This window comes from Pseudomonas sp. B6002 (assembly GCF_013385985.1).
Taxonomy (GTDB): Bacteria; Pseudomonadota; Gammaproteobacteria; order Pseudomonadales; family Pseudomonadaceae; genus Aquipseudomonas.
Genome location: NZ_JACAOY010000005.1, coordinates 87,996 through 111,483, shown reverse-complemented (window position 1 = coordinate 111,483; position 23,488 = coordinate 87,996). Strand labels below are relative to the sequence as shown.

Below are 23,488 nucleotides of genomic sequence, written 5' to 3'. Positions count from 1 at the left end.
ACCAATCAACACAAATCCCACAGGCATAAAAAAGCCCCGAACCAGTCGGGGCTTTTTCATTCAGCGCTGATGCTTAGCGCGGGAACGACGGCGGGTTGACCCCGGCCATGTCTTCCATCACGCGAACCACCTGGCAGCTGTAGCCGAACTCGTTGTCGTACCACACGTACAGGACAACGCGGTTGTCCTGGGTAATGGTCGCCTCGGCGTCCACCACACCGGCGTGGCGCGAGCCTACGAAGTCGGTGGACACCACTTCCTGCGAGTTGACGAAGTCGATTTGCTTATGCAGATCGGAGTGCAGCGCCATGTAGCGCAGGTAATCGTTCATCTCTTCACGGGTGGCGGCTTTCTCAAGGTTCAGGTTGAGAATGGCCATCGACACGTTTGGCGTCGGCACACGGATCGCGTTACCGGTCAGTTTGCCAGCCAGCTCAGGCAGGGCCTTGGCAGCAGCGGTGGCAGCACCGGTCTCGGTGATGACCATGTTCAGCGCGGCGCTACGACCACGGCGATCGCCTTTGTGGAAGTTGTCGATCAAGTTCTGGTCGTTGGTGTACGAGTGGACCGTTTCAACGTGACCGTTAACGATGCCGAACTTGTCATTCACAGCTTTCAGCACCGGCACGATGGCGTTGGTGGTGCAGGAAGCGGCGGACACGATCTTGTCGTCAGCGGTGATTTCGCCATGGTTGATGCCGTGAACGATGTTCTTCAGCTTGCCCTTGCCCGGTGCGGTCAGGACAACGCGGTCGATACCCGGACAGGCCAGGTGCTGGCCCAGGCCGTCGGCATCACGCCATACGCCGGTGTTGTCCACCAGCAGGGCGTCCTTGATGCCGTACTGGGTGTAGTCCACCTCAGTCGGGTTCTTCGCGTAGATCACCTGGATCAGGTTACCGTTGGCGGTGATGGTGTTGTTTTCTTCGTCAATGACGATGGTGCCGTTGAACGGGCCGTGTACCGAATCGCGACGCAGCAGGCTTGCGCGTTTGGTCAGGTCGTTCTCGGCGCCTTTGCGCACAACGATGGCACGCAGGCGCAGGCCGTCGCCGCCACCGGTTTTTTCGATCAGGATGCGCGCCAGCAGACGGCCGATACGACCGAAGCCGTAGAGGACCACGTCGGTGCCTTTGCGGGCTGCGGCGTTTTGCTGGCCAACCACGTCAGCCATTTCTTCACGCACGAACTGCTCGGCGGTACGGCCGGCGCCTTCTTTGCGGAACTTGTAGGCCAGCTTGCCCAGGTCTACCGAAGCCGCGCCGAGCTTGAGCTCGCTCATGGCCTTGAGCAGGGGGAATGTTTCGTGGACGGAGAGTTCGCTGTCGTCGGCGGAGCGATGGCGAGCAAAGCGGTGGGCTTTGAGAATCGCGATGACTGATTGGTTGATCAGGCTGCGGCCATAGATCGAGCTCACCACATTGTTATTGCGGTACAGCTGACCGATAAGCGGAATCATCGCTTCAGCGAGCGCTTCACGGTCGATCCATTCACCAAGACACTGGTCGGGCTTCTGAGTCACGGGAACCTTCCACATGTAGGGGCAGAAAAAAGGGGCTACATTATGCCGCCCGGTCGCCCTCGGAGCAATGCGCCACAGGCAACAAAAAGTGCTTGCGAAAAATTGACACCCCTCTGCAGCCCAGTAAATACGCGGGCTCCAGAAGGCCACCTAGTTGGCTGCCAGCGTGACTTGTCCGTAACCCTCCGAAAACCTCGTGCTTTTTGACACTACATATTGAGTCAAAACCCAGCATTGTTTGTCTTAGCCACTACATTTCCTACAAACCGTAATAGGCTCAGTCAGCAACTGACAGACGGCGCCTCGGACCGTTACAATTACCGACTTTGTCGCAACGCTTGGAGCTCAACCTTCCGTGCCCGTCCTGCGTCTACCGCTTCTCCCTGCTGCGGCAGGCAAACAGCACTGGGGCAACCTGCCCGGTGCCGCCCTGAGCCTGGCCATTGCCGAGGCTGCCAGCGCAGCCAAGCGCTTTACCCTGCTGCTCACCGCCGACAGCCAAAGCGCCGAACGGCTGGAGCAGGAGCTGAGCTTCTTCGCCCCCGATTTGCCGGTGCTGCATTTCCCCGACTGGGAAACCCTGCCCTACGATCTGTTCTCGCCGCACCAGGACATCATTTCCCAGCGCATCGCCAGCCTGTACCGCCTGCCGGAACTGGCCCACGGCGTGCTGGTGGTGCCGATCACCACCGCGCTTCACCGCCTGGCGCCGACCAAGTTCCTGCTGGGCAGCAGCCTGGTGCTGGACGTCGGCCAGAAGCTGGACGTCGAGCAGATGCGCACGCGCCTGGAAGCCAGTGGTTACCGCTGCGTCGACACGGTGTACGAACACGGTGAGTTCGCCGTGCGTGGGGCGCTGATCGACCTGTTCCCGATGGGCAGCAAACTGCCCTACCGCATCGACCTGTTCGATGACGAAATCGAGACCCTGCGCACCTTCGACCCCGAGAACCAACGCTCCATCGACAAGGTGGAGTCGGTCAAGCTGCTGCCGGCGCGGGAATTCCCGCTGCAAAAAGACGCGGTCACCCGCTTCAAGGCGCGCTTTCGTGAACGTTTCGACGTGGACTTCCGTCGCTGCCCGATCTTCCAGGATTTAAGCAGCGGGATTACACCAGCCGGTATCGAGTACTACTTGCCGCTGTTCTTCGACGAAACCTCCACCCTCTTCGATTACCTGCCCCAGGACACCCAGGTGTTCTCGCTGCCGGGCATCGAACAGGCGGCGGAAAACTTCTGGAACGACGTGCGCAACCGCTATGAAGAGCGCCGTGTCGATCCGTCCCGCCCTTTATTGCCGCCGGCCGAGCTGTTCCTACCGGTAGAAGACTGCTTCGCCCGCCTGAAAAGCTGGCCGCGCGTGGTCGCCAGTCAGCAGGACGTGGAAAGTGGCGCCGGCCGCGAGCGCTTCCCCGCGCAAACGCTGCCGGACCTGGCCATCCAGGCCAAGGCCAACCAGCCGCTGGAAGCGCTGTCCAATTTCCTCGGTGACTTCCCTGGCCGCGTGCTGTTCACCGCCGAATCCGCCGGCCGCCGCGAAGTGCTGCTGGAATTGCTCGAACGCCTGAAGCTGCGGCCGAAAACCGTCGACAGCTGGCCCGACTTTGTAAAAAGCAAAGACCGCCTGGCGATCACCATCGCGCCGCTGGATGAAGGCTTGCTGCTGGACGACCCGGCCCTGGCCTTGATCGCCGAGAGCCCGTTGTTCGGCCAGCGCGTGATGCAGCGACGTCGCCGCGAAAAACGCGCCGACGCCAACAACGACGCGGTGATCAAGAACCTCACCGAGCTGCGCGAAGGCGCGCCGGTGGTGCACATCGACCACGGCGTGGGCCGCTACCTGGGCCTGCAGACCCTGGAGATCGACAACCAGGCCGCCGAATTCCTCACCATGGAATACGCCGAGGGCGCCAAGCTCTATGTGCCGGTGGCCAACCTGCATTTGATTGCGCGCTACACCGGCAGCGACGACGCGCTGGCGCCGTTGCACCGCCTGGGCTCCGAGACCTGGCAGAAAGCCAAGCGCAAGGCCGCCGAACAGGTGCGCGATGTGGCCGCCGAACTGCTCGACATCTACGCACGCCGCGCCGCCCGCGAAGGTTATGCGTTCGCCGACCCGAAGGCCGACTACGCCACCTTCAGCGCAGGGTTTGCCTTCGAAGAAACCCCGGACCAGCAAACCACCATTGAAGCGGTGCGCGCCGACATGCTCGCGCCCAAGCCGATGGACCGCCTGGTGTGCGGCGACGTGGGCTTCGGGAAGACCGAAGTGGCCATGCGCGCGGCCTTCATTGCGGTACACGGTGGCAAGCAGGTGGCGATCCTGGTGCCCACCACCCTGCTCGCCCAGCAGCACTACAACAGTTTCCGCGACCGCTTTGCCGACTGGCCGGTGACCGTGGAGGTGATGAGCCGCTTCAAGTCGGCCAAGGAAGTGAATGCTGCCGTCGCTGATTTGGCCGAAGGCAAGATCGACATCGTGATCGGCACGCACAAGCTGCTGTCCGATGATGTGAAGATCAAGAACCTGGGCCTGGTGATCATCGACGAAGAGCACCGTTTTGGCGTGCGCCAGAAGGAACAGCTCAAGGCCCTGCGCAGCGAAGTCGACATCCTGACCCTCACCGCTACGCCGATTCCGCGCACGCTGAACATGGCAGTGTCGGGCATGCGCGACCTGTCGATCATCGCCACGCCGCCCGCGCGACGTCTCTCGGTGCGCACCTTTGTGATGGAGCAGAACAAGAGCACGGTCAAGGAAGCGCTGCTGCGCGAATTGCTGCGCGGCGGCCAGGTGTATTACCTGCACAACGACGTGAAGACCATCGAGAAATGCGCCGCCGACCTTGCTGAGCTGGTGCCGGAGGCGCGTATCGCCATTGGCCACGGGCAGATGCGCGAGCGCGAACTCGAGCAGGTGATGAGCGACTTCTACCACAAGCGCTTCAACGTGCTGATCGCCTCGACCATCATCGAGACCGGCATCGACGTGCCGAGCGCCAACACCATCATCATCGAGCGCGCCGACAAGTTCGGCCTGGCACAACTTCATCAGCTGCGTGGCCGCGTCGGGCGCAGTCACCACCAGGCCTACGCCTACCTGCTGACGCCGCCGCGCCAACAGATCACCGGCGACGCCGAGAAACGCCTGGAAGCCATCGCCAACACCCAGGACCTGGGCGCCGGCTTTGTGCTGGCCACCAACGACCTGGAGATCCGGGGTGCCGGCGAACTGCTGGGCGACGGCCAGAGCGGGCAGATCCAGGCGGTGGGGTTCACCCTTTATATGGAAATGCTTGAGCGCGCGGTGAAAGCCATCCGCAAGGGCGAGCAACCGAACCTCGATCAACCGCTGGGTGGCGGTCCGGAAATCAACCTGCGCCTGCCCGCGCTGATCCCTGAAGACTACCTGCCGGACGTGCATGCGCGGTTGATCCTGTACAAGCGCATCGCCTCGGCCACCGACGAAGAAGGCCTCAAGGACCTGCAGGTGGAAATGATCGACCGTTTCGGCCTGTTGCCGGAACCGACCAAGAACCTGGTGCGCCTGACCCTGCTCAAATTGCAGGCCGAGCAGCTTGGCATCAAGAAAGTCGACGCCGGGCCGCAAGGCGGGCGCATCGAATTCGAAGCGCAGACACCGGTGGACCCACTGGTGCTGATCAAGCTGATCCAGGGCCAGCCCAACCGCTACAAGTTCGAAGGGGCTACGCTGTTCAAGTTCATGGTGCCGATGGAACGCGCCGAAGAACGCTTTAATACATTGGAGGCGCTGTTCGAGCGCCTCATCCCGAAATCTGCTTGAAGGACGCCCCAATGCGCCTGTTCCGCATGTTGAGCCTGTTGTTGGTGGTCGTGGCGCCGGCGGCCTTTGCCGACAGCCCGTACCAGGTGGAAATGATCCTGGTGCGCCAGAACGCAGAGCCGGTGATCAACAGCCGTGCCGCGCCGGAAAACTGGGATGCCGGTGCAGCGCGCCTGGGCACCGATAAAATGAGCCCGCCGCGCCTGAACAACATTGTCGACAAGCTCAGTGCCGACAACAGCTATACCGTGCTGGCGCACAAGGCCTGGGAACAGAACCTGGGCGACCAGCCGGTGAAGGTCGCGATCACCGACGGCACGGAGCAGTTCGGCCAGTTCCCGCTCGAAGGGGTGTTGAGCCTGCAACTGGGCCGCTTTACCGATATTGATGCCGACTTCTGGATCAACCAGTTCGACAGCAACGGCAGCGTGGTCGCCAGCGAACACCTGAGCCAGAAAGACGTGCGTACCAAGAACAACCAACTCAATTACCTGGACGGCGGCCACCTGGCGCTGCTGATCAAGATCACTTCGCTCACCGCCAAACCGCCCAGCGCACCACCGCCCGACATCCAGGACTGATCCAGCACCATGCCCCTGACGTCGTCCTTGACCAAACCCCTGGCCCCTTCGTGGGCCAATCGCTTTAAAGAGCAAAGCCTTGAGCGTGGCCGGCGCTATGCCCTGGAAAACCGGGTGCGCATCGTCGAGTCCGGTGACAGCACCATCGTCGCCAGCTGCGAAGGCTCGGGTGGCAACGTGTATCGGCAGACCATCTCACTGCGCGAGTCGGCCAAGGGCACCTTGATTCTGGTGGACAGCCGCTGTACCTGCCCGGTGCACACCAACTGCAAACACATCGCCGCGGTGCTGCTCAAGGTCCAGGAAACCCTGGCCTATCCAGCCGCCGCCCAGGATGCCGAGCTGCTGGAGAAACTCCAGGCGGTGCTGGATAACCGCGTGGTATTGCCACAAGTGGTGATGGAAGATGTGCTCCCCGTGCCGCGCCTGTGGATGGCCAGCGTGGAGTTCAGCGCGTTTGAGCCGCGCAACGGCAAGATGCAGCGCTATATCCAGCACCGAGCGGCGCTGTCCTTCAACTACCTGGGCAACTATGTCAGCGGGCAGAAAAATGCCGACATCATCGTGCGCCAGGAAACCCAGAGCCTGCGCATCAAGCGCCATCCCGAACTGGAACAACCCTATCGCGAACAGCTGCGCCTGCTGGGGTTCAAGATCGCTACGCGCCAGAGCAAAGCCCTGCCGGAAAGCGCAGGCGAGCTGTTCGAGATGGTCAATGACAGTGCCTGGCTGAACTTCACGCTCAACGCCTCGCCGGGTTTACGCGCCGAAGGTTGGGAGCTGCAGATCGATGAGGACTTCGGTTTCGACCTGAGCGCCGTCGATGACTGGTACGCCACGGTCGATGACGGGCCGGAGCGCGACTGGTTCGACCTGGAACTGGGGATCATCGTCAACGGCGAGCGGCTGAGCCTGTTGCCGATCCTGCTGAACCTGATGCGCTCCCACACCGAGATCCTCAACCCGGAGAAACTGGCGCGACGCCGCGATGACGAGCTGATCCTGGTGAACATCCCGGGCCTGCCAAATGGTCACGGCCCGATACAGGTCGCGTTGCCCTATGGCCGCCTGAAACCGGTGCTGGCCACCCTCGGCGAGTTTTACCTGCAGGAATCGGGTACGACGGCTTTGCGACTGGCCAAGGCCGACGCGATCCGGTTGAACCCGCTGGAAGACCTGCCCCTGCAATGGGAAGGCGGCGAGAAGATCCGCAACTTTGCCCAGCGCCTGCGGGATATCAGGGACTTCACCTGCGTGGCGCCCGAAGGCTTGAACGCCACCTTGCGCCCCTACCAGCTGGAAGGCTTGAGCTGGATGCAGTCACTGCGCCAGTTGGACGTTGGCGGGATTCTCGCAGACGACATGGGCTTGGGTAAAACCCTGCAGACCCTGGCGCATATTCTCACGGAGAAAGCCACTGGGCGCCTCGACCGTCCTTGCATGGTGGTGATGCCTACCAGCCTGATTCCCAATTGGCTCGACGAAGCAGCGCACTTCACCCCGCAACTCAAGGTGCTGGCGTTGTATGGCGCCGGGCGTAAGAAACATTTCGCCAACCTGCAGGATTACGACCTGCTGTTGACCACCTACGCGCTGCTGCCCAAGGACATCGAACAGCTCGCTGCCCTGCCCTTGCACGTGCTGATCCTTGATGAGGCCCAGTACATCAAGAACCCGTCGAGTAAGGCAGCCCAGGCGGCGCGTGAGCTGAATGCGCGGCAGCGTTTGTGCCTCAGTGGTACACCGCTGGAAAACCACCTGGGTGAGTTGTGGTCGCTGTTTCACTTCCTGCTGCCCGGCTGGCTGGGCGACGTGAAAAGCTTCAACCGCGATTACCGTGTGCCGATTGAAAAACGCGCCAGTGATGTGCGATTGCAGCACCTGAACGGTCGGATCAAGCCGTTCCTGTTGCGCCGCACCAAGGAACAAGTGGCCACCGAGCTGCCGCCCAAGACCGAAATCATCCATTGGGTCGACCTCAACGAAGCCCAACGTGATGTGTACGAAACCATGCGCCTGGCCATGGACAAGAAGGTGCGCGACGAGATCACCCGCAAGGGCGTGGCACGCAGCCAGATCATCATTCTTGAGGCGCTGCTGAAGCTGCGTCAGGTGTGCTGCGACTTGCGGCTGGTCAACGATACCACCCTGCCCGCCCGTGGCAGCAGCTCGGGCAAGCTCGACAGCTTGATGGAAATGCTTGAGGAGTTGTTTGCGGAAGGTCGGCGAATCCTGCTGTTTTCCCAGTTCACCTCAATGCTGAGCCTGATCGAAGCCGAGCTGAAAAAACGTGGCGTGGCCTACGCACTCCTGACGGGCCAGACCCGGGATCGTCGCACGCCGGTGAAGGACTTCCAGAGCGGCAAGCTGCAGATTTTTCTGATCAGCCTGAAGGCCGGCGGCGTGGGCTTGAACCTGACCGAAGCCGACACGGTGATCCACTACGACCCCTGGTGGAACCCCGCCACGGAAAACCAGGCGACTGATCGGGCGTATCGCATTGGCCAGGAGAAGCCGGTGTTCGTCTACAAGATGATTGCCCGGGGTACGGTGGAGGAGAAAATCCAGCACCTGCAGAAGGAGAAATCCGATCTGGCGGCAGGAGTACTGGACGGGCGTACGACCGGGGATTGGCAGCTGGGCAACGAGGATATTGAAGCGTTGTTTGCGCCGTTGCCCCACAAACAGGAAAAGCGCTGACTGTCAGATCGCTATCGCAGGCAAGCCAGCTCCCACAGGTGACCGCGTTTCTTCAAGATAACTGCGGTCGAATGTGGGAGCTGGCTTGCCTGCGATGGGCGCACCGCAGTTTTCAGCCGATCAACTGCGCTTCACGCAGCGCGGTAACTGCCGCCAACCAACGCGGATCCTGCTTGTAGTCCGTCGACGCCATCGCCTGGCCGCGCATCCGCGCGATTCGAGCCGATGGCTTGACCTTCATACGCTGGGCGGCGGTCAACGCCAGTTCTGCAGCCGCGCGATCATTGCACACCAACCCCATGTCACAACCCGCTGTCAGCGCCGCTTCGATGCGGCTGGCGGCGTCGCCCACCACATGCGCCCCCGCCATCGACAGGTCATCACTGAAAATCACCCCGTCGAACTGCAATTCACCACGCAGGATGTCCTGCAGCCAGCGGCGCGAGAAGCCTGCCGGCTGCGCGTCAACCTGCGGATAGATGACGTGAGCCGGCATCACTGCCGCCAACTGCTGGCTCAGGCGTGCGAAAGGCACCAGGTCATTCGCACGAATCTCTTCCAGGCTGCGCTCGTCATTGGGGATGGCCACGTGGGAATCGGCCTCCGCCCAGCCATGGCCCGGGAAGTGTTTGCCGGTGGCGGCCATGCCGGCGCTGTTCATGCCGCGAATGAACGCGCCAGCCAGCAGCGCTGCGCGCTCTGGGTCGCCTTCAAAGGAACGGGTGCCCACCACGGCGCTGCGCTGGTAGTCCAGGTCAAGCACGGGGGCGAAACTCAGGTCCAGGCCCACGGCCAGCACTTCGGTCGCCATGATCCAGCCACACTGCTCGGCCAGATATTCAGCGTTGGGGTTATCTGCGAGTGCGCGCATGGCAGGCAGACGCACGAACCCCTGACGCAGGCGCTGCACGCGGCCGCCTTCCTGGTCGACCGCCAACAGCAGGTCCGGACGCACTGCACGAATGGCCGCGCTCAGTTCCCGCACCTGGCGCGGGTGCTCGATATTGCGCGCAAAAATGATCAGCCCGCCCACTTCCGGCTGGCGCAACAGGTGGCGATCCTCGGCCGTCAGCCAGGTGCCGGCAACGTCAACCATCAATGAACCTTGCAGGGCAGCAGTCATAAACCTTCCTTAAATAACGCACACAACCCGCTGCCCTCACCTGACCCCATTAACAATGAGGGCTCAGTGAGAACCGCGGGTTGCGAGTAAATAGCTGAATTCGGCATGGGCAGCTAGCTTAGCGGATGCAAGCGGCCGCGCACACCCGGGGCGGTCACGCCTTGGCGACAGCCGGTGTCGATTTGCTGCGTGGGCGCAGCTGCGCGGCGGCCATGGCCGGGTCGGTGACGCCGGTTTCGGCACGCATGCCAGCCGCGAGAAACGGCACCATCAGGCGCATGACCTGCTCGATGGAGGTGTTGACGCCGAAATCGGTCTCGGCAATCGCACGCAGCGCCTTGATACCAGACATACTGAAGGCCGCGGCGCCCAGCATGAAGTGCACACGCCAGAACAACTCGATCGGAGGAATACGCGGCGCGGCTTCGTTGACCAGCAGCATGTAACGGCGGAAAACTTTGCCGTACATGTCTTCCAGATAACGGCGCAAGTGCCCCTGGCTCTGGCTGAACGCAAGGCCCAACAGGCGCATGAAGATCGACAGATCGTTACCGCTGCGCGGCTGAACCACCAAGGCTTGTTCGACCAGCATTTCCAGCAGGTCTTCCAGGCTTGGCTTGTTGTCGGGCTTGGTCTGGCGACGCTCCAGTTCACGGTCGAGGCTGGCGCAGAAAGGCCCCAGGAAGCGCGAGAATACCGCCTGGATCAGGGCTTTTTTCGAGCCGAAATGGTAGTTCACTGCGGCGAGGTTGACCCCGGCCTTGCTGGTGATCAGCCGCAATGAGGTTTCAGCAAATCCTTTTTCCGCGAACAATTGCTCGGCAGCATCGAGAATGCGTTCAACGGTTTCCGACTGGGCCATGGCTACTCCGCCTGACAAACACTTGTTTGAAACATACGTTTCAGGTTGTGTCTTGTCAACCCTGAGGGTCCGTTTTCCGGCCGGGCAGTCATCTATTTCATCGCTATTTAATCACATCCATCGAGGTCTGTAGGCAGCGCTATCCCTGCCTTGTAGGAAGGGTGACGAATGACCGTCCAGCGGAGTGCTGGAAAAGGATGATTGCCAAGCGCAGTTCACTGTATATAATCCCAGTCACTGTATAAAAAGACAGAGCGATCAACATGCTAAAACTGACGCCACGCCAAGCTGAGATTCTGGCTTTTATCAAGCGCTGCCTCGATGACAACGGCTACCCGCCGACACGAGCGGAAATTGCGCTGGAACTGGGATTCAAGTCCCCCAACGCCGCCGAGGAACACCTCAAGGCCCTCGCCCGCAAAGGCGCGATCGAGATGACTCCGGGGGCTTCACGCGGTATCCGCATTCCTGGTTTCGAAGCCAAGGCCGACGAATCGACACTGCCGATCATCGGTCGCGTCGCAGCCGGTGCGCCGATCCTGGCGCAACAGCACGTCGAAGAGTCATGCAACATCAATCCGACCTTCTTCCATCCTCGCGCCGACTACCTGTTGCGGGTCCATGGCATGAGCATGAAGGACGTGGGCATTTTCGATGGCGACCTCCTGGCCGTCCATACCACCCGCGAAGCCCGTAATGGCCAGATCGTCGTTGCCCGTATCGGTGATGAAGTCACCGTGAAGCGCTTCAAGCGTGAAGGCAGCAAGGTCTGGCTGTTGGCCGAGAACCCTGAGTTCGCCCCGATTGAAGTGAACCTGAAAGATCAGGACCTGGTGATCGAAGGCTTGAGCGTCGGCGTTATTCGCCGCTAAAGGAGGCACCATGCAGCTCGTTCATACCCCACAACACACACAACTGTCGCTGTTCGAGGCCTTCATGGCCCAACCCCTTGCGCCCATCCTCAAGGAAACGGTCGAAGCGCCCTGGAGCGCCGAGCCTGAGGCGTTCAGTGAATTGTCGTTGCGCGGTACGGCCGGGAGCTGCCTGAGCCTGCTGGCGCCAGTCCTGCGTGAATTGAGCGAAGAGCAGGATGCTCGCTGGCTGACGCTGATCGCCCCACCGGCCAGCCTGACCCAGGCCTGGTTGCGGGACGCAGGCCTCAATCGTGAGCGTATCCTGCTGCTGCAACCCCGCGGCACGCAGAGCGCTCAACAATTGACGTGCGAGGCGTTGCGCCTGGGGCGTAGCCACACGGTGGTAAGCTGGTTGAACCCGCTGAATGCTGCGGCCAAGCAACAGCTGATCAGTGCTGCACGCACGGGTGATGCGCAGAGTTTGAATATTCGATTGGGATAAACAGGGTAGCCAAGCCTGCGCTGGGCTTCTGTAGTGAGCGGGCTTGCCCGCGCTGGGTTGCGAAGCAGCCCTAAATTGACTAAAGCGGTATATCAGAAATTACGCGGTGCCTGGTTTGGGGCTGCTTCGCAGCCCAGCGCGGGCAAGCCCGCTCACTACAAAAATCGCGCAATCATAGACGGCGTCTTCACAGGGTTTAGTGCAGAACCCGCGGCCCCTCTTCTTTTTCCGGTTCGCCTTCGGCCAAACGACCGGCCATCTGCACACCCACGCTCAACATGGCTTTCGCCACTTCCACGTGCTGGCCTTGCAGGAACGCTTTGGCGTCCTCGGAAAAATCCAGAATAACCAGAGAACCCTCGTCCTCTGCCCGGCGCAGCTCGATTCGGCCGTCAGGCAACTCAACAATTTCCAGAAAGGACGTCGGCATAAAAGTCTGTTCTCCACGAAAGGCCGGGATTATATCAGTCATCCACCCGGCCCCGCTGAGGATCTGAAGAGGTTTCTTTACAGCTTGATGAATGGTCGTTGACGCGTAGGAGCTGGCTTGCCGGCGATGCCATCAGCGCGATGTGCCTGACACACCGAGGCGTCCGCATCGCCGGCAAGCCGGCGCCTACACAATCATCAGCATTCGTTAAGGCCTTCGCGAAAGCGCAGCGCCATCTTTTTCAATTCCTGACGCCAGCTCTCCAGCTCTTCCCGGCTCAATGGCTTGGGCTCTTCCTCTTCCACTGCAACCGCGACGATCAATGGCTGCGTCACGTCGCCCTTCGGCACATGAGGAATACGCGGCGGCTGGAACATATCCGCATGAGCCTTGAGCAAACGCGCGACCCAACTGTCAGGGCTTTGAGCCATTTCCACCAATTCGGCCAGCTCGGGAATCGCCATCGTGTCCAACACTTCGCGATTCATGATCATCTCTGCACGGGGCGAACCGGCCTGAGGCAAGCGGTAGAACCCGGCGATTTCATGGCATAGGCCCAGCAAGGCGCCGTACAGGTGAAACAAGGCCGCTTCACGCCCCGCCTGGACCAGCGCGATGGCGTTCATCTCTTTCCCTTCCTCGGCGCGGCCAAGGGCTTCCAGGGACAAACCCGCGAAGTAAATTTTCTGATTGGTACGGGTATAGAGTTCGTTGGCCATGACGGCAATCTCCACAACGAATAGGCGTGATGCTGGCGGCACGGGAGCAAGCTTGCTCGCGAACAACCTGAGAGCGCCATTATGTATCAGGCCTCCCACGTCATCGTTAACAATTTTCGCGAGCAAGGGCTAGGCGCCCCTCGCCTCTACACCAAAAAAAGGCCGCCTATGAAGGCGGCCTTTGTATTTCGCAGACTAGTCGATCAAGCGCCCTGGCGCTTGTCCTCGACCTTCCACTTGCCTCCGTCGTAGAACGCTTTCCAGCCCGTAGGCTTGCCGTCCACTTCGGTCTGCACGTATTGCTCCTTGGTCTTGCGGCTGTAGCGGATCACCGCCGGACGACCATCGGGATCCTTCTTCGGCGCTTCGCACAGGAAGTGGTACTTCGGATCGATCTCATCCTTGTGCGGCACGATCTCCAGCACCAGCGGCGCACGGGTCTCGCGGTTTTTCGGGAACTGGCTGGCAGCCAGGAACAGCCCCGAAGCACCGTCACGCAGGATGTAGGTGTCGTTGACCTTCTCGCACTTGAGCTCAGGCATCTTCACCGGGTCCATCTTCGGCGGCGCCGCATCGCCGCTTTTGAGCAGCTTGCGGGTGTTCTTGCACGTCGGGTTGGTGCAACCGAAGAACTTGCCGAAACGGCCGGTCTTGAGCTGCATCTCGCTGCCGCACTTGTCGCACTCCAGGCTCGGGCCTTCATAGCCCTTGATGCGGTAGGTGCCCTCTTCGATCTCGTAGCCGTTGCAGTCCGGGTTGTTACCGCAGATGTGCAGCTTGTGCTTTTCATCCAGCAGGTAGGCATCCATCGCCGTGCTGCAGATCGGGCAACGGTGCTTGCCACGCAGTACCAGCGACTCGGATTCACCCTCGTCATCGGCGGCGATTTCATCGCCCGGCACCAGGTTGACGGTGGCCTTGCAACGCTCTTTCGGCGGCAGGCTGTAGCCCGAGCAGCCGAGGAACACGCCAGTGGAGGCGGTACGGATCTGCATCGGACGGCCGCAGGTCTGGCACGGGATGTCAGTCATCACCGGCTGGTTGGCGCGCATGCCGCTTTCCGGGCTTTCGGCTACTTCGAGTTTCTTCTTGAAGTCACCGTAGAACTCGTCCAGTACGTTTTTCCAGTCGCGTTCGCCCTGAGCCACGTCATCGAGGTTCTCTTCCATGCCAGCCGTGAAGCCGTAGTCCATCAGGTTGGAGAAGCTCTCGGACAGTCGCTCGGTGACGATGTCGCCCATCTTTTCCGAGTAGAAACGACGGTTGTGCAGCGCCACGTAGCCACGGTCCTGGATGGTGGAGATGATCGCCGCATAGGTCGAAGGACGACCGATACCGCGTTTTTCCATCTCTTTGACCAGGCTGGCTTCCGAGTAGCGCGCCGGTGGCTTGGTGAAGTGCTGGGACGGATCAAGCTTGATCAGCTTCAACACATCGCCCTGGGCCATGTCCGGCAGCACGTCGTCATCGCCAGGCTTGGCGATCTGCGGCATCACGCGGGTGTAGCCGTCGAACTTGAGGATACGGCCCTTGGCGCGCAGCTCGAAGTCGGAGGCCGCCACGGTAACCGTGGTGGACAGGTATTGCGCCGGCAGCATCTGGCAGGCCAGGAACTGGCGCCAGATCAGCTCGTAGAGGCGCTCAGCGTCACGCTCCATACCGCTCAGCTTGGCAGGCGTGGTGTTGGCGTCGGAAGGACGGATCGCTTCGTGAGCCTCCTGTGCGCCTTCCTTGCTGCTGTAGACGTTCGGGCTCTCCGGCAGGTACTTCTTGCCGAACTCGCCTTCAATATAAGTACGCGCCATCGCGACCGCGTCCACCGACAGGTTGGTGGAGTCAGTACGCATATACGTGATGTAGCCAGCTTCGTACAAACGCTGGGCCATCATCATGGTTTTCTTCACGCCGAAGCCCAGGCGGTTACTCGCGGCCTGCTGCAGGGTGGAGGTGATGAACGGCGCCGACGGCTTGCTGCTGGTCGGTTTGTCTTCGCGCTTGACGATGCTGTAGCTGGACGCCTTGAGCTTTTCCAGCGCAGCCATGGCCTGGGCTTCGTTCAGCGGCTTGAAGGCTTCGCCTTTTTCGCGGGCCACTTCAAAGCGCACGTTGGCGCCCTTGGCGGTGCCGAGGTCAGCATGGACTTCCCAGTATTCTTCAGGGATGAACGCACGAATCTCGCGCTCACGCTCCACCACCAGCTTCACGGCAACCGATTGCACACGGCCGGCCGACAAGCCACGGGCGATCTTGGCCCACAGCAGCGGCGAAACCATGTAGCCCACGACGCGGTCGAGGAAACGACGGGCCTGCTGGGCGTTGACACGGTCGATGTCCAGTTCGCCCGGCTTGGAGAAAGCTTCCTGGATGGCTTTCTTGGTGATTTCGTTGAACACCACACGCTTGTAGCGGCTGTCATCACCGCCGATGGCTTCCCGCAGGTGCCAGGCAATGGCTTCCCCTTCGCGGTCCAAGTCCGTTGCGAGATAGATGGTGTCGGCATCCTTGGCGAGCCGGCGCAGCTCTTCGATGACCTTTTCCTTGCCCGGAAGGATCTCGTACTTGGCCTTCCAGCCATGATCCGGGTCCACACCCATGCGCGAGACCAGCTGCTTGCGCGCTTTCTCTTTAGGGGTGAGCACCGGACCTTCGCCCGCAGCCGCCTTGCCGCGCTTGGCGGCTGGCTCCTTGCTGGCGCTAGCCGAACCGCTGGTGGGCAGGTCTCGGATATGGCCGATACTCGACTTCACCACGTACTCGTTGCCCAAGTACTTGTTGATGGTCTTGGCCTTAGCCGGGGATTCCACAATGACCAGCGATTTGCCCATGGATCGGAAAATTCCTGAATTCGAGAAGTGAAAGGCAGTTGGCGCCTGTCGCGGCAACGCTATATATAGTGGCAACAAGGTGAGGTCAAGCGCAGCATTCTGCGCGACCTGCCGTTATTGCCCTGAAAAAAGACTGGGTTCGGCCTGGACCAAAGCAAAGCGCGGGACTTGCTCGCCGTCAACTTCGACGGTCTCCACAAACATGCTCAATGGGCGCACCCAAAAGCCGTAATCGCCATACAGTGCTTGGTAGAACACCACTTCTTCTTCGGTCTCGGAATGCCGCGCCACACTGAAAACACGGTACTGCGGACCTTTATAATGCTGGTAGAGCCCTGGTTCGACTTTCATGCTCTGGCCCTCTTACAAAATTTGTTAAAAAAAAAAATACAAAACCGCCAAAAAACAAAAACCGGGGCACTGGGCCCCGGCTTCCGTCAACCCAACGCTTAGACGCGTTCGAAGACGGTGGAAATGCCTTGGCCGAGGCCAATGCACATGGTTGCAACCCCGAGGTTGCCGCCATTTTGCTTCATCACGTTAAGCAAAGTGCCAGAAATCCGCGCACCGGAGCAACCGAATGGGTGGCCCAGGGCAATTGCACCGCCGTGCAGGTTAACCTTCTCATTCATCTTGTCGAGCACTTTCAAATCTTTCAGCACGGGCAGGGCCTGTGCGGCGAAAGCTTCGTTGAGCTCGAAGAAGTCGATGTCGTTGATGGTCAGGCCTGCGCGCTTCAAGGCTTTTTGTGTGGCCGGTACTGGACCATAGCCCATGATCGCCGGGTCCACACCCGCCACGGCCATCGAACGGATCACGGCCAGCGGCTGGATACCCAGGTCCTGGGCACGCTGCGCCGACATCACGATCATGCACGAGGCACCGTCGGTGATTTGCGACGAAGTACCGGCTGTCACGGTGCCGCCCTTTGGATTGAACGCTGGCTTCAAGGCCGCCAGGCTTTCCAGGGTGGTGTCCGGACGAATGGTTTCGTCGTAGTCGAACAATTTCAGGAAGCCGTTCTCGTCATAGCCGTTCATCGGGATGATTTCATCCTTGAACTTGCCTTCCACGGTCGCCTTGTGGGCGAGCTGGTGGGAACGCAGGCCGAACGCATCCTGGGCTTCGCGGGTGATGCCGTGCATCTTGCCAAGCATCTCCGCGGTCAGGCCCATCATGCCCGAGGCTTTTGCCGCGTACAGCGACATGTGCGGGTTAGGATCGACGCCGTGCATCATGCTGACGTGGCCCATGTGCTCCACACCACCGACCACGAACACATCACCGTTGCCGGTCATGATCGCCTGGGCGGCGGTGTGCAGGGCGCTCATCGACGAGCCGCACAGGCGGCTGACGGTCTGGCCAGCAGCTGTGTGCGGGATCTGGGTCATCAGCGACGCCATGCGCGCGATGTTCCAGCCCTGCTCCAGGGTCTGGTTGACGCAGCCCCAGATCACGTCCTCGACTTCGTTAGGATCGACCTTGGTGTTGCGCTCAAGCACTTTGCTGATCAGGTGCGCCGACATGTCTTCGGCGCGGGTGTTGCGGTGCATGCCGCCCTTGGAGCGGCCCATCGGAGTGCGACCGAAGTCCACAATCACGACGTCTCTTGGATTCAAGCTCATAAATAGTCTCGCTCTAGTCGTTTGGGCGCTTAACCGAAGAAGCTCTGGCCGTTCTTGGCCATTTCACGCAGCTTCGCGGTCGGGTGGTACAGCGGGCCCAAATCAGCGTATTGATCAGCCAGGGCAACGAACTCGGCCACACCGATCGAATCGATGTAACGCAGCGCACCACCACGGAATGGAGGGAAACCAATACCGTACACCAGGCCCATATCGGCTTCGGCGGCGGTTTCTACGATGCCGTCTTCCAGGCAGCGCACGGTTTCCAGGCACAGGGCGATCATCATCCAGTTGATGATGTCTTCGTCCGACACCTCACGCTGCTCGTAGATGACAGGCGCGAGTACTTCGTGAACCGATGGGTCGGCCACTTTCTTCTGCTTGCCCTTCTTGTCAGCCTCGTAGGCGTAGAAGCCCTTGCCGTTCTTCTGGCCCAGGCGCTTGGCCTCGTACAGCGCGTCGATCGCCGAGCGGCGGTCGTCTTTCATGCGGTCCGGGAAGCCTTCAGCCATCACGTCGCGACCATGGTGACCGGTGTCGATGCCGACCACGTCCATCAGGTACGCCGGGCCCATTGGCCAGCCGAATTTTTCCATGACCTTGTCGATGCGCACGAAGTCCACACCGGCACTGACCAGCTTGGCGAAACCGCCGAAGTACGGGAACAGCACGCGGTTGACCAGGAAGCCCGGGCAGTCATTGACCACGATCGGGTTCTTGCCCATTTTCTTGGCGTAGGCAACGGTGGTAGCAACCGCCAGCTCGCTGGACTTCTCGCCACGGATCACTTCCACCAGCGGCATCATGTGCACCGGGTTGAAAAAGTGCATGCCGACGAAGTTTTCCGGGCGCTTGAGGGCCTTGGCCAGCAGCGAGATGGAAATGGTCGAGGTGTTGGAAGCCAGGATGGTGTCGTCTTTGACCTGGGCTTCCACTTCAGCCAGTACGGCCTGCTTGACCTTCGGGTTCTCGACAACCGCTTCGACCACCAGGTCGACGTGGCCGAAATCGCCGTAGGACAGCGTAGGACGAATACCGTTGAGCACTTCAGCCATCTTCGCGGCGGTCATGCGACCTTTGTCCACGCGGCCGACCAGCAGCTTGGCGGCTTCCGCCAGGCCTTGCTCGATGCCGTGCTCGTTGATGTCTTTCATCAGGATCGGCGTGCCTTTGGACGCCGACTGGTAGGCAATACCGCCGCCCATGATACCGGCGCCGAGTACGGCAGCCTGTTTCACGTCGCGAGCGATTTCGTCGTAGGCCTTGGCCTTTTTCTTCAGCTCCTGATCGTTCAGGAACAGGCCGATCAGGCTCTGGGCTGCGGAGGTTTTCGCCAGTTTGACGAAGCCAGCCGCTTCCACTTCCAGGGCTTTGTCGCGACCGAAGTTCGCGGCTTTCTGGATGGTCTTGATTGCTTCAACCGGCGCCGGGTAGTTCGGGCCGGCCTGGCCTGCCACGAAACCTTTGGCGGTTTCAAACGACATCATTTGTTCGATGGCGTTAAGCTTGAGTTTTTCCAGCTTCGGCTGACGCTTGGCCTTGTAGTCAAATTCGCCGCTGATGGCGCCCTTGATCAGGTTCAGTGCGGCTTCAACCAGTTTATCCGGGGCAACCACAGCGTCGACGGCACCGACCTTCAGTGCGTCTTCAGCTTTGTTTTCCTTGCCAGCGGCAATCCACTCGATGGCGTTGTCGGCACCGATCAGGCGCGGCAGGCGCACGGTGCCGCCGAAACCCGGGTAGATGCCCAGCTTGACTTCAGGCAGGCCGATCTTGGCCGTGGCGGACATCACGCGGAAGTCGGCTGCCAGGCACATTTCCAGGCCGCCGCCCAACGCGATGCCGTTGATCGCAGCGACGGTGGGTACGTTGAGGTCTTCGAAATCGCTGAAAATCTTGTTGGCTTCGAGGTTGCCAGCCACCAGCTCGGCATCGGGGAGCTTGAAGTTGTCGACGAATTCGGTGATGTCAGCGCCGACGATGAACACGTCCTTGCCGCTGGAGACGATCACGCCCTTGACCGAAGCATCTGCTTTGATGGTGTCTACGGCCTGACGCAGTTCGTTCAGGGTTAGACGGTTGAACTTGTTGACGGACTCACCCTTGAGGTCGAATTTCAATTCGACGATGCCACTTTCAAGAGCCTTAACCGTGATGGCTTTACCTTCGTAAATCATCAACTGATCTCCACGATATGGAAGCTGAACAGTACACACTGGACGCTGGCCTCTGGTTGGACATTGATGATTGGGTCAATGTTCACGCCAATCCGCCAGGCACACCCGCCAATGCGATAGTCGGGGTTCTGTATGAGCAGTCTGACAGACAAACGCTCAATTCATACGCCCGTTTGATTTGGGTACGCCACCTTCATCCAATTCCGGGCAATTGTCAATCGCTCCAAAGGCTAGGAAAAACGCGACTTTCCAGTCATTTCAGAACCCCAACCATAGGCCCGCGCCTCGTCAATATTCAAATATTCACGAAATCAATAATGGAAAAGATGTGGGAAAAGGCTGTACAGAACGGGATATCCGGCTAGGCTAGGCGCAACCGTAGCGCGCCGTGATGAACATCCGACGCGTGAAACACAGATTTACCGGCCTGCCTGGCCAACTCCAGCCCGATGATGATGTCGGGCTTTTTATTGCCCGCGGTTTCGCCATGACTGGCGCGCTCTTCGTAGGAGCCCGGCTTGCCGGCGATTGGGCCCACAAATATTGCACAGGACATCAGGACGTCATCGCCGGCAAGCCGGGCTCCTACAGGGTCGGCAGTGGCCGTCGGGGTCGGATATCAGGCCAGGGCCTTGAGCAAGGTATCGATGTCCTTCAACACGCTCGCCTCGCCCTTCTCCCCCCAATACAGGGCAATCATCTGCTTGTCGGCCTCGACCTTGTAGACGTTGGCCGGCAGCGTTGCAAAATGCGGCAACAACTTCTCGTCCTCGCAGACTTCGCGCCATTGGTTGACCCACACCCCCGGCTCCAACTGCCAGTAACTCCAGATCGCCGGCGTGCTACCCCGCCGTGGCCGACAGTACTGCGCGCACGGGCTCGGCGGCTCCTGCTTGAGCCAGTGTGGCCACTCCTGGGGCGCCAATTGCATGGCCAGGCCGATGCGGCGGGCTTCCATGCGCAAGGCCATGCGCCCGCTCTGATGGCGCGACGGGCGCAACCATGCCAGGGGGCTCAGAACCACCACAAGGATTGACACCACTATCCAGACCGTCATATGTGTACTCCCGAATTTCTAGATGAGCGGATTTGATCTGACGCAACCCCATCCGCTTGAAAGCAGCCATACTGAACTTATTGCAGTCCCTCTGGAGGAACGCCTCATGCCCTACCAACATATTCTGGTCGCTGTCGACCTGACCGAAGAGTGCGACCCAGTGATCAAGCGCGCGCAGGAATCTGCAATCGCCAATGGCGCCATACTGTCGCTGGTGCATATCGTCGAGCCCATGGCCATGGCCTTTGGGGGTGACGTGCCGATGGACCTTTCCCAGTTGCAGCAACAACAATTCGACCAGGCCAAAGAGCGCCTTGACCGTTTGATCCTCAAATACCCACACCTGAAAAAGGAAGACTGCCACCTGACTTACGGCCAACCGCGCCAGGAAATCCACCACCTGGCCAAGGAAAAGGCTTGCGACCTGATCGTGGTCGGCAGCCACGGCCGTCATGGCTTGGCGCTGTTGCTGGGCTCTACCGCCAATGACGTACTGCACGGCGCACCGTGCGACGTGCTGGCCGTCAAGCTGGTCAAAACCCCTTAAGTCCTACCGAGATCAAAATGTGGGAGCTGGCTTGCCTGCGATAGCGGTGTATCAGTCGCCAAATGCATCGACTGACAGACCGCTATCGCAGGCAAGCCAGCTCCCACATTTTTTTGATCGCGTTTCATATAAAAAGCCCGGCGTTCACACGAATGAACGCCGGGCTTTTTTAATGCACTGAGCTCACTCAGGCATCCAGCTCAGCCCAACGCTCCACCAGCGCTTCCAGTTCCTGGTTCAACGTTTCCAGGGAAGCAATCACCTTGGCAGTTTCCGCCGCCGGACGCAGGTAGAAACCCGCATCAGCCATTTCTGCTTCTACCGCGGCAATCTGCTGTTCCTTGGCATCGATATCGCCCGGCAAGGCTTCCAGCTCGCGCTGCAGCTTGTAGCTGAGCTTCTTCTTGCCCGCCGGCGCGGCTTCTGCAACCGGAGCCGGTGCAGCGGCCACCGGCGCCACCACCGCCGAATTCAAGTCGGCTTTGCCGGACTTGCTCTCAGTCACGCCCAGCAAGCGCGGCGAACCACCCTGGCGCAGCCAGTCCTGATAACCGCCCACGTATTCACGCACCTTGCCTTCACCTTCGAAGACCAGGGTGCTGGTCACCACGTTGTCGAGGAATGCCCGGTCGTGGCTGACCATCAGCACGGTGCCGTTGAAGGTCAGCAGGACCTCTTCCAGCAGTTCCAGGGTTTCCACGTCGAGATCGTTGGTCGGTTCGTCGAGGACCAGCAGGTTGGCCGGCTTGCTGAACAACTTGGCCAGCAGCAGGCGCGCACGTTCACCACCCGACAAGGCCTTCACCGGTGTACGCGCACGCTGCGGGCTGAACAGGAAGTCGCCCAGGTAGCTGAGCACATGGCGGCTCTGACCGTCGATGTCGATGAAGTCGCGGCCTTCGGCGACGTTGTCGATCACGGTCTTTTCCAGGTCCAGCTGATGGCGCAACTGGTCGAAGTAGGCCACGTCGATCTTGGTGCCCTCCTCGACCTTGCCGCTGGTCGGCTGCAGGCCGCTGAGCATCAGCTTGAGCAAGGTGGTCTTGCCGGTACCGTTGGCGCCCAGCAGGCCGATGCGGTCGCCGCGCTGCAGGACCATCGAAAAGTCCTTGATCAGGAACGGGCCGTTCGGGTGATGGAAGCTGACGTTTTCCAGCACCATCACTTGCTTGCCCGACTTCTCGGCGGTATCCAGCTGGATATTCGCCTTGCCGGTACGCTCGCGGCGTTCGCTGCGCTCAACACGCAGGGCCTTCAAGGCACGCACACGGCCTTCGTTACGGGTGCGACGGGCCTTGATGCCCTGGCGGATCCAGACTTCTTCCTGGGCCAGTTTCTTGTCGAACAGCGCGTTGGCGGTTTCTTCGGCCGCCAGCGTCGCTTCCTTGTGCACCAGGAAGCTGGCGTAGTCGCCGTTCCAGTCGATCAGGCCGCCACGGTCCAGTTCCAGGATGCGGGTGGCCAGGTTCTGCAGGAAGGAACGGTCGTGCGTGATGAACAACACGGCGCCCTGGAAGTCCTTGAGGGCCTCTTCCAGCCAGGCGATCGCGCCGATGTCCAGGTGGTTGGTCGGTTCGTCGAGCAGCAGCAAATCCGGCTCGGACACCAGGGCCTGGGCCAGCAGCACGCGACGACGCCAGCCACCGGACAATTCGGCGAGGGTCTTGTCGGCCGGCAGTTGCAGGCGGCTCAGGGTGCTGTCGACCAGTTGCTGCAAGCGCCAGCCGTCACGGGCTTCGAGGTCTTGCTGGACGTGCATCAGCTTGTCCAGGTCTTCCTCGGTGACGCAGTTCTGCGCCAGGTGATGGTATTCGGCGAGCAAGGCGCCAACACCGTCGAGGCCTTCGGCAACCACGTCGAACACGGTCCGTCCGTCGGCCACCGGCAATTCTTGCGGCAATTCGCCAATCTTGAGGCCCGGGGCACGCCACACAGAGCCGTCATCGGGCTTCTGGTCGCCTTTTACCAGCTTCATCATGCTGGACTTGCCGGTGCCGTTGCGGCCGATGATGCACACCCGCTCACCACGGGCGATCTGCCAGGACACCTTGTCCAACAACGGCATAGCGCCGAAAGCAAGGGACACATCGCTGAATTTGAGCAGGGTCATACGCTTCTCCAAAAACTGGGCGCGCATTCTACCTGAGTTGAGGGTGGGA

The 23,488-nt window shown here is 60.5% G+C and carries 17 protein-coding genes; 6 read left to right on the top strand and 11 right to left on the bottom strand.

Features of this window, described 5'->3' with window-relative positions:
• Positions 1-73 precede the first annotated feature (73 nt).
• Positions 74-1,537 (bottom strand): glyceraldehyde-3-phosphate dehydrogenase, encoded by a 1,464-nt coding sequence (locus HX792_RS06790; RefSeq protein WP_176995347.1) that lies wholly within the window; start codon positions 1,535-1,537, stop codon positions 74-76.
• 340 nt (positions 1,538-1,877) lie between these two features.
• On the opposite strand from HX792_RS06790, the gene mfd reads away from it, so the two are divergent.
• From mfd to HX792_RS06775, 3 genes are read left to right on the top strand one after another with little or no spacing between them, the layout of a single operon-like run.
• Positions 1,878-5,327, top strand: coding sequence for a transcription-repair coupling factor (mfd, locus tag HX792_RS06785; protein WP_176995346.1), 3,450 nt, complete (start codon positions 1,878-1,880; stop codon positions 5,325-5,327).
• 11 nt (positions 5,328-5,338) lie between these two features.
• Positions 5,339-5,908 carry a CsiV family protein gene (locus HX792_RS06780; protein ID WP_176995345.1) on the top strand — a complete coding sequence of 190 codons (570 nt, stop codon included), beginning with the start codon at positions 5,339-5,341 and terminating at the stop codon, positions 5,906-5,908.
• Positions 5,909-5,917: 9 nt separating this feature from the next.
• Positions 5,918-8,608 carry a DEAD/DEAH box helicase gene (locus HX792_RS06775; RefSeq protein WP_176995344.1) on the top strand — a complete coding sequence of 897 codons (2,691 nt, stop codon included), beginning with the start codon at positions 5,918-5,920 and terminating at the stop codon, positions 8,606-8,608.
• 112 nt (positions 8,609-8,720) lie between these two features.
• On the opposite strand, the gene nagZ is transcribed toward HX792_RS06775, so the two are convergent.
• Together nagZ and HX792_RS06765 are read right to left on the bottom strand one after the other, a co-directional pair.
• Positions 8,721-9,731, bottom strand: a complete 1,011-nt coding sequence (gene nagZ, locus HX792_RS06770; RefSeq protein ID WP_176995343.1) for a beta-N-acetylhexosaminidase — start codon at positions 9,729-9,731, stop codon at positions 8,721-8,723.
• Positions 9,732-9,885: 154 nt separating this feature from the next.
• Positions 9,886-10,593 (bottom strand): TetR/AcrR family transcriptional regulator, encoded by a 708-nt coding sequence (locus HX792_RS06765; RefSeq protein ID WP_176995342.1) that lies wholly within the window; start codon positions 10,591-10,593, stop codon positions 9,886-9,888.
• Positions 10,594-10,856: 263 nt separating this feature from the next.
• On the opposite strand from HX792_RS06765, the gene lexA reads away from it, so the two are divergent.
• Both lexA and sulA read left to right on the top strand, forming a co-directional pair.
• Positions 10,857-11,465, top strand: coding sequence for a transcriptional repressor LexA (gene lexA / locus HX792_RS06760; protein WP_003172575.1), 609 nt, complete (start codon positions 10,857-10,859; stop codon positions 11,463-11,465).
• A 10-nt stretch (positions 11,466-11,475) separates the two neighbouring features.
• Positions 11,476-11,949: an SOS-induced cell division inhibitor SulA gene (sulA, locus tag HX792_RS06755; protein WP_176995341.1), complete on the top strand. Its 474-nt coding sequence runs from the start codon at positions 11,476-11,478 to the stop codon at positions 11,947-11,949.
• Positions 11,950-12,145: 196 nt separating this feature from the next.
• Here sulA and HX792_RS06750 read toward each other — a convergent pair whose 3' ends face one another.
• From HX792_RS06750 to HX792_RS06720, 7 genes are all read right to left on the bottom strand, one after another.
• Entirely contained in the window at positions 12,146-12,379 is a 234-nt protein-coding gene (locus HX792_RS06750; protein WP_176995340.1) for a hypothetical protein, read from the bottom strand.
• A 197-nt stretch (positions 12,380-12,576) separates the two neighbouring features.
• Entirely contained in the window at positions 12,577-13,098 is a 522-nt protein-coding gene (locus tag HX792_RS06745; RefSeq protein WP_176995339.1) for a DUF6586 family protein, read from the bottom strand.
• A gap of 203 nt (positions 13,099-13,301) precedes the next feature.
• A complete protein-coding gene (gene topA / locus HX792_RS06740) occupies positions 13,302-15,923 on the bottom strand; it encodes a type I DNA topoisomerase (protein WP_176995338.1) in 2,622 nt (873 codons plus the stop codon).
• A 114-nt stretch (positions 15,924-16,037) separates the two neighbouring features.
• Positions 16,038-16,274, bottom strand: coding sequence for a DUF1653 domain-containing protein (locus HX792_RS06735; RefSeq protein WP_028619417.1), 237 nt, complete (start codon positions 16,272-16,274; stop codon positions 16,038-16,040).
• A gap of 98 nt (positions 16,275-16,372) precedes the next feature.
• Entirely contained in the window at positions 16,373-17,548 is a 1,176-nt protein-coding gene (gene fadA / locus HX792_RS06730; protein WP_016971415.1) for an acetyl-CoA C-acyltransferase FadA, read from the bottom strand.
• Positions 17,549-17,577: 29 nt separating this feature from the next.
• Entirely contained in the window at positions 17,578-19,725 is a 2,148-nt protein-coding gene (gene fadB / locus HX792_RS06725; protein WP_176995337.1) for a fatty acid oxidation complex subunit alpha FadB, read from the bottom strand.
• A gap of 619 nt (positions 19,726-20,344) precedes the next feature.
• Positions 20,345-20,782, bottom strand: a complete 438-nt coding sequence (locus HX792_RS06720; RefSeq protein WP_176995336.1) for a hypothetical protein — start codon at positions 20,780-20,782, stop codon at positions 20,345-20,347.
• 106 nt (positions 20,783-20,888) lie between these two features.
• Here HX792_RS06720 and HX792_RS06715 point away from each other — a divergent pair, with 106 nt between their 5' ends.
• The gene (locus tag HX792_RS06715; protein WP_176995335.1) at positions 20,889-21,329 is read left to right on the top strand and encodes a universal stress protein; all 441 of its coding nucleotides are present in this window, start codon (positions 20,889-20,891) and stop codon (positions 21,327-21,329) included.
• A 187-nt stretch (positions 21,330-21,516) separates the two neighbouring features.
• Here the strand turns inward: HX792_RS06715 and HX792_RS06710 are convergent, their stop codons facing one another.
• Positions 21,517-23,439: an ATP-binding cassette domain-containing protein gene (locus tag HX792_RS06710; protein WP_176995334.1), complete on the bottom strand. Its 1,923-nt coding sequence runs from the start codon at positions 23,437-23,439 to the stop codon at positions 21,517-21,519.
• Between the last annotated feature and the right edge of the window lie 49 nt (positions 23,440-23,488).

Bases quoted from the DNA above. Each gene is read 5' to 3' on its own strand.
- HX792_RS06710 (WP_176995334.1), bottom strand. From the start codon at position 23,439: ATGACCCTGCTCAAATTCAGCGATGTGTCCCTTGCTTTCGGCGCTATG.
- lexA (WP_003172575.1), top strand. From the start codon at position 10,857: ATGCTAAAACTGACGCCACGCCAAGCTGAGATTCTGGCTTTTATCAAG.
- fadA (WP_016971415.1), bottom strand. From the start codon at position 17,548: ATGAGCTTGAATCCAAGAGACGTCGTGATTGTGGACTTCGGTCGCACT.
- fadB (WP_176995337.1), bottom strand. From the start codon at position 19,725: ATGATTTACGAAGGTAAAGCCATCACGGTTAAGGCTCTTGAAAGTGGC.
- HX792_RS06745 (WP_176995339.1), bottom strand. From the start codon at position 13,098: ATGGCCAACGAACTCTATACCCGTACCAATCAGAAAATTTACTTCGCG.
- HX792_RS06735 (WP_028619417.1), bottom strand. From the start codon at position 16,274: ATGAAAGTCGAACCAGGGCTCTACCAGCATTATAAAGGTCCGCAGTAC.
- HX792_RS06780 (WP_176995345.1), top strand. From the start codon at position 5,339: ATGCGCCTGTTCCGCATGTTGAGCCTGTTGTTGGTGGTCGTGGCGCCG.
- HX792_RS06765 (WP_176995342.1), bottom strand. From the start codon at position 10,593: ATGGCCCAGTCGGAAACCGTTGAACGCATTCTCGATGCTGCCGAGCAA.
- HX792_RS06775 (WP_176995344.1), top strand. From the start codon at position 5,918: ATGCCCCTGACGTCGTCCTTGACCAAACCCCTGGCCCCTTCGTGGGCC.
- topA (WP_176995338.1), bottom strand. From the start codon at position 15,923: ATGGGCAAATCGCTGGTCATTGTGGAATCCCCGGCTAAGGCCAAGACC.
- nagZ (WP_176995343.1), bottom strand. From the start codon at position 9,731: ATGACTGCTGCCCTGCAAGGTTCATTGATGGTTGACGTTGCCGGCACC.
- HX792_RS06715 (WP_176995335.1), top strand. From the start codon at position 20,889: ATGCCCTACCAACATATTCTGGTCGCTGTCGACCTGACCGAAGAGTGC.
- HX792_RS06750 (WP_176995340.1), bottom strand. From the start codon at position 12,379: ATGCCGACGTCCTTTCTGGAAATTGTTGAGTTGCCTGACGGCCGAATC.
- HX792_RS06790 (WP_176995347.1), bottom strand. From the start codon at position 1,537: ATGTGGAAGGTTCCCGTGACTCAGAAGCCCGACCAGTGTCTTGGTGAA.
- HX792_RS06720 (WP_176995336.1), bottom strand. From the start codon at position 20,782: ATGACGGTCTGGATAGTGGTGTCAATCCTTGTGGTGGTTCTGAGCCCC.
- sulA (WP_176995341.1), top strand. From the start codon at position 11,476: ATGCAGCTCGTTCATACCCCACAACACACACAACTGTCGCTGTTCGAG.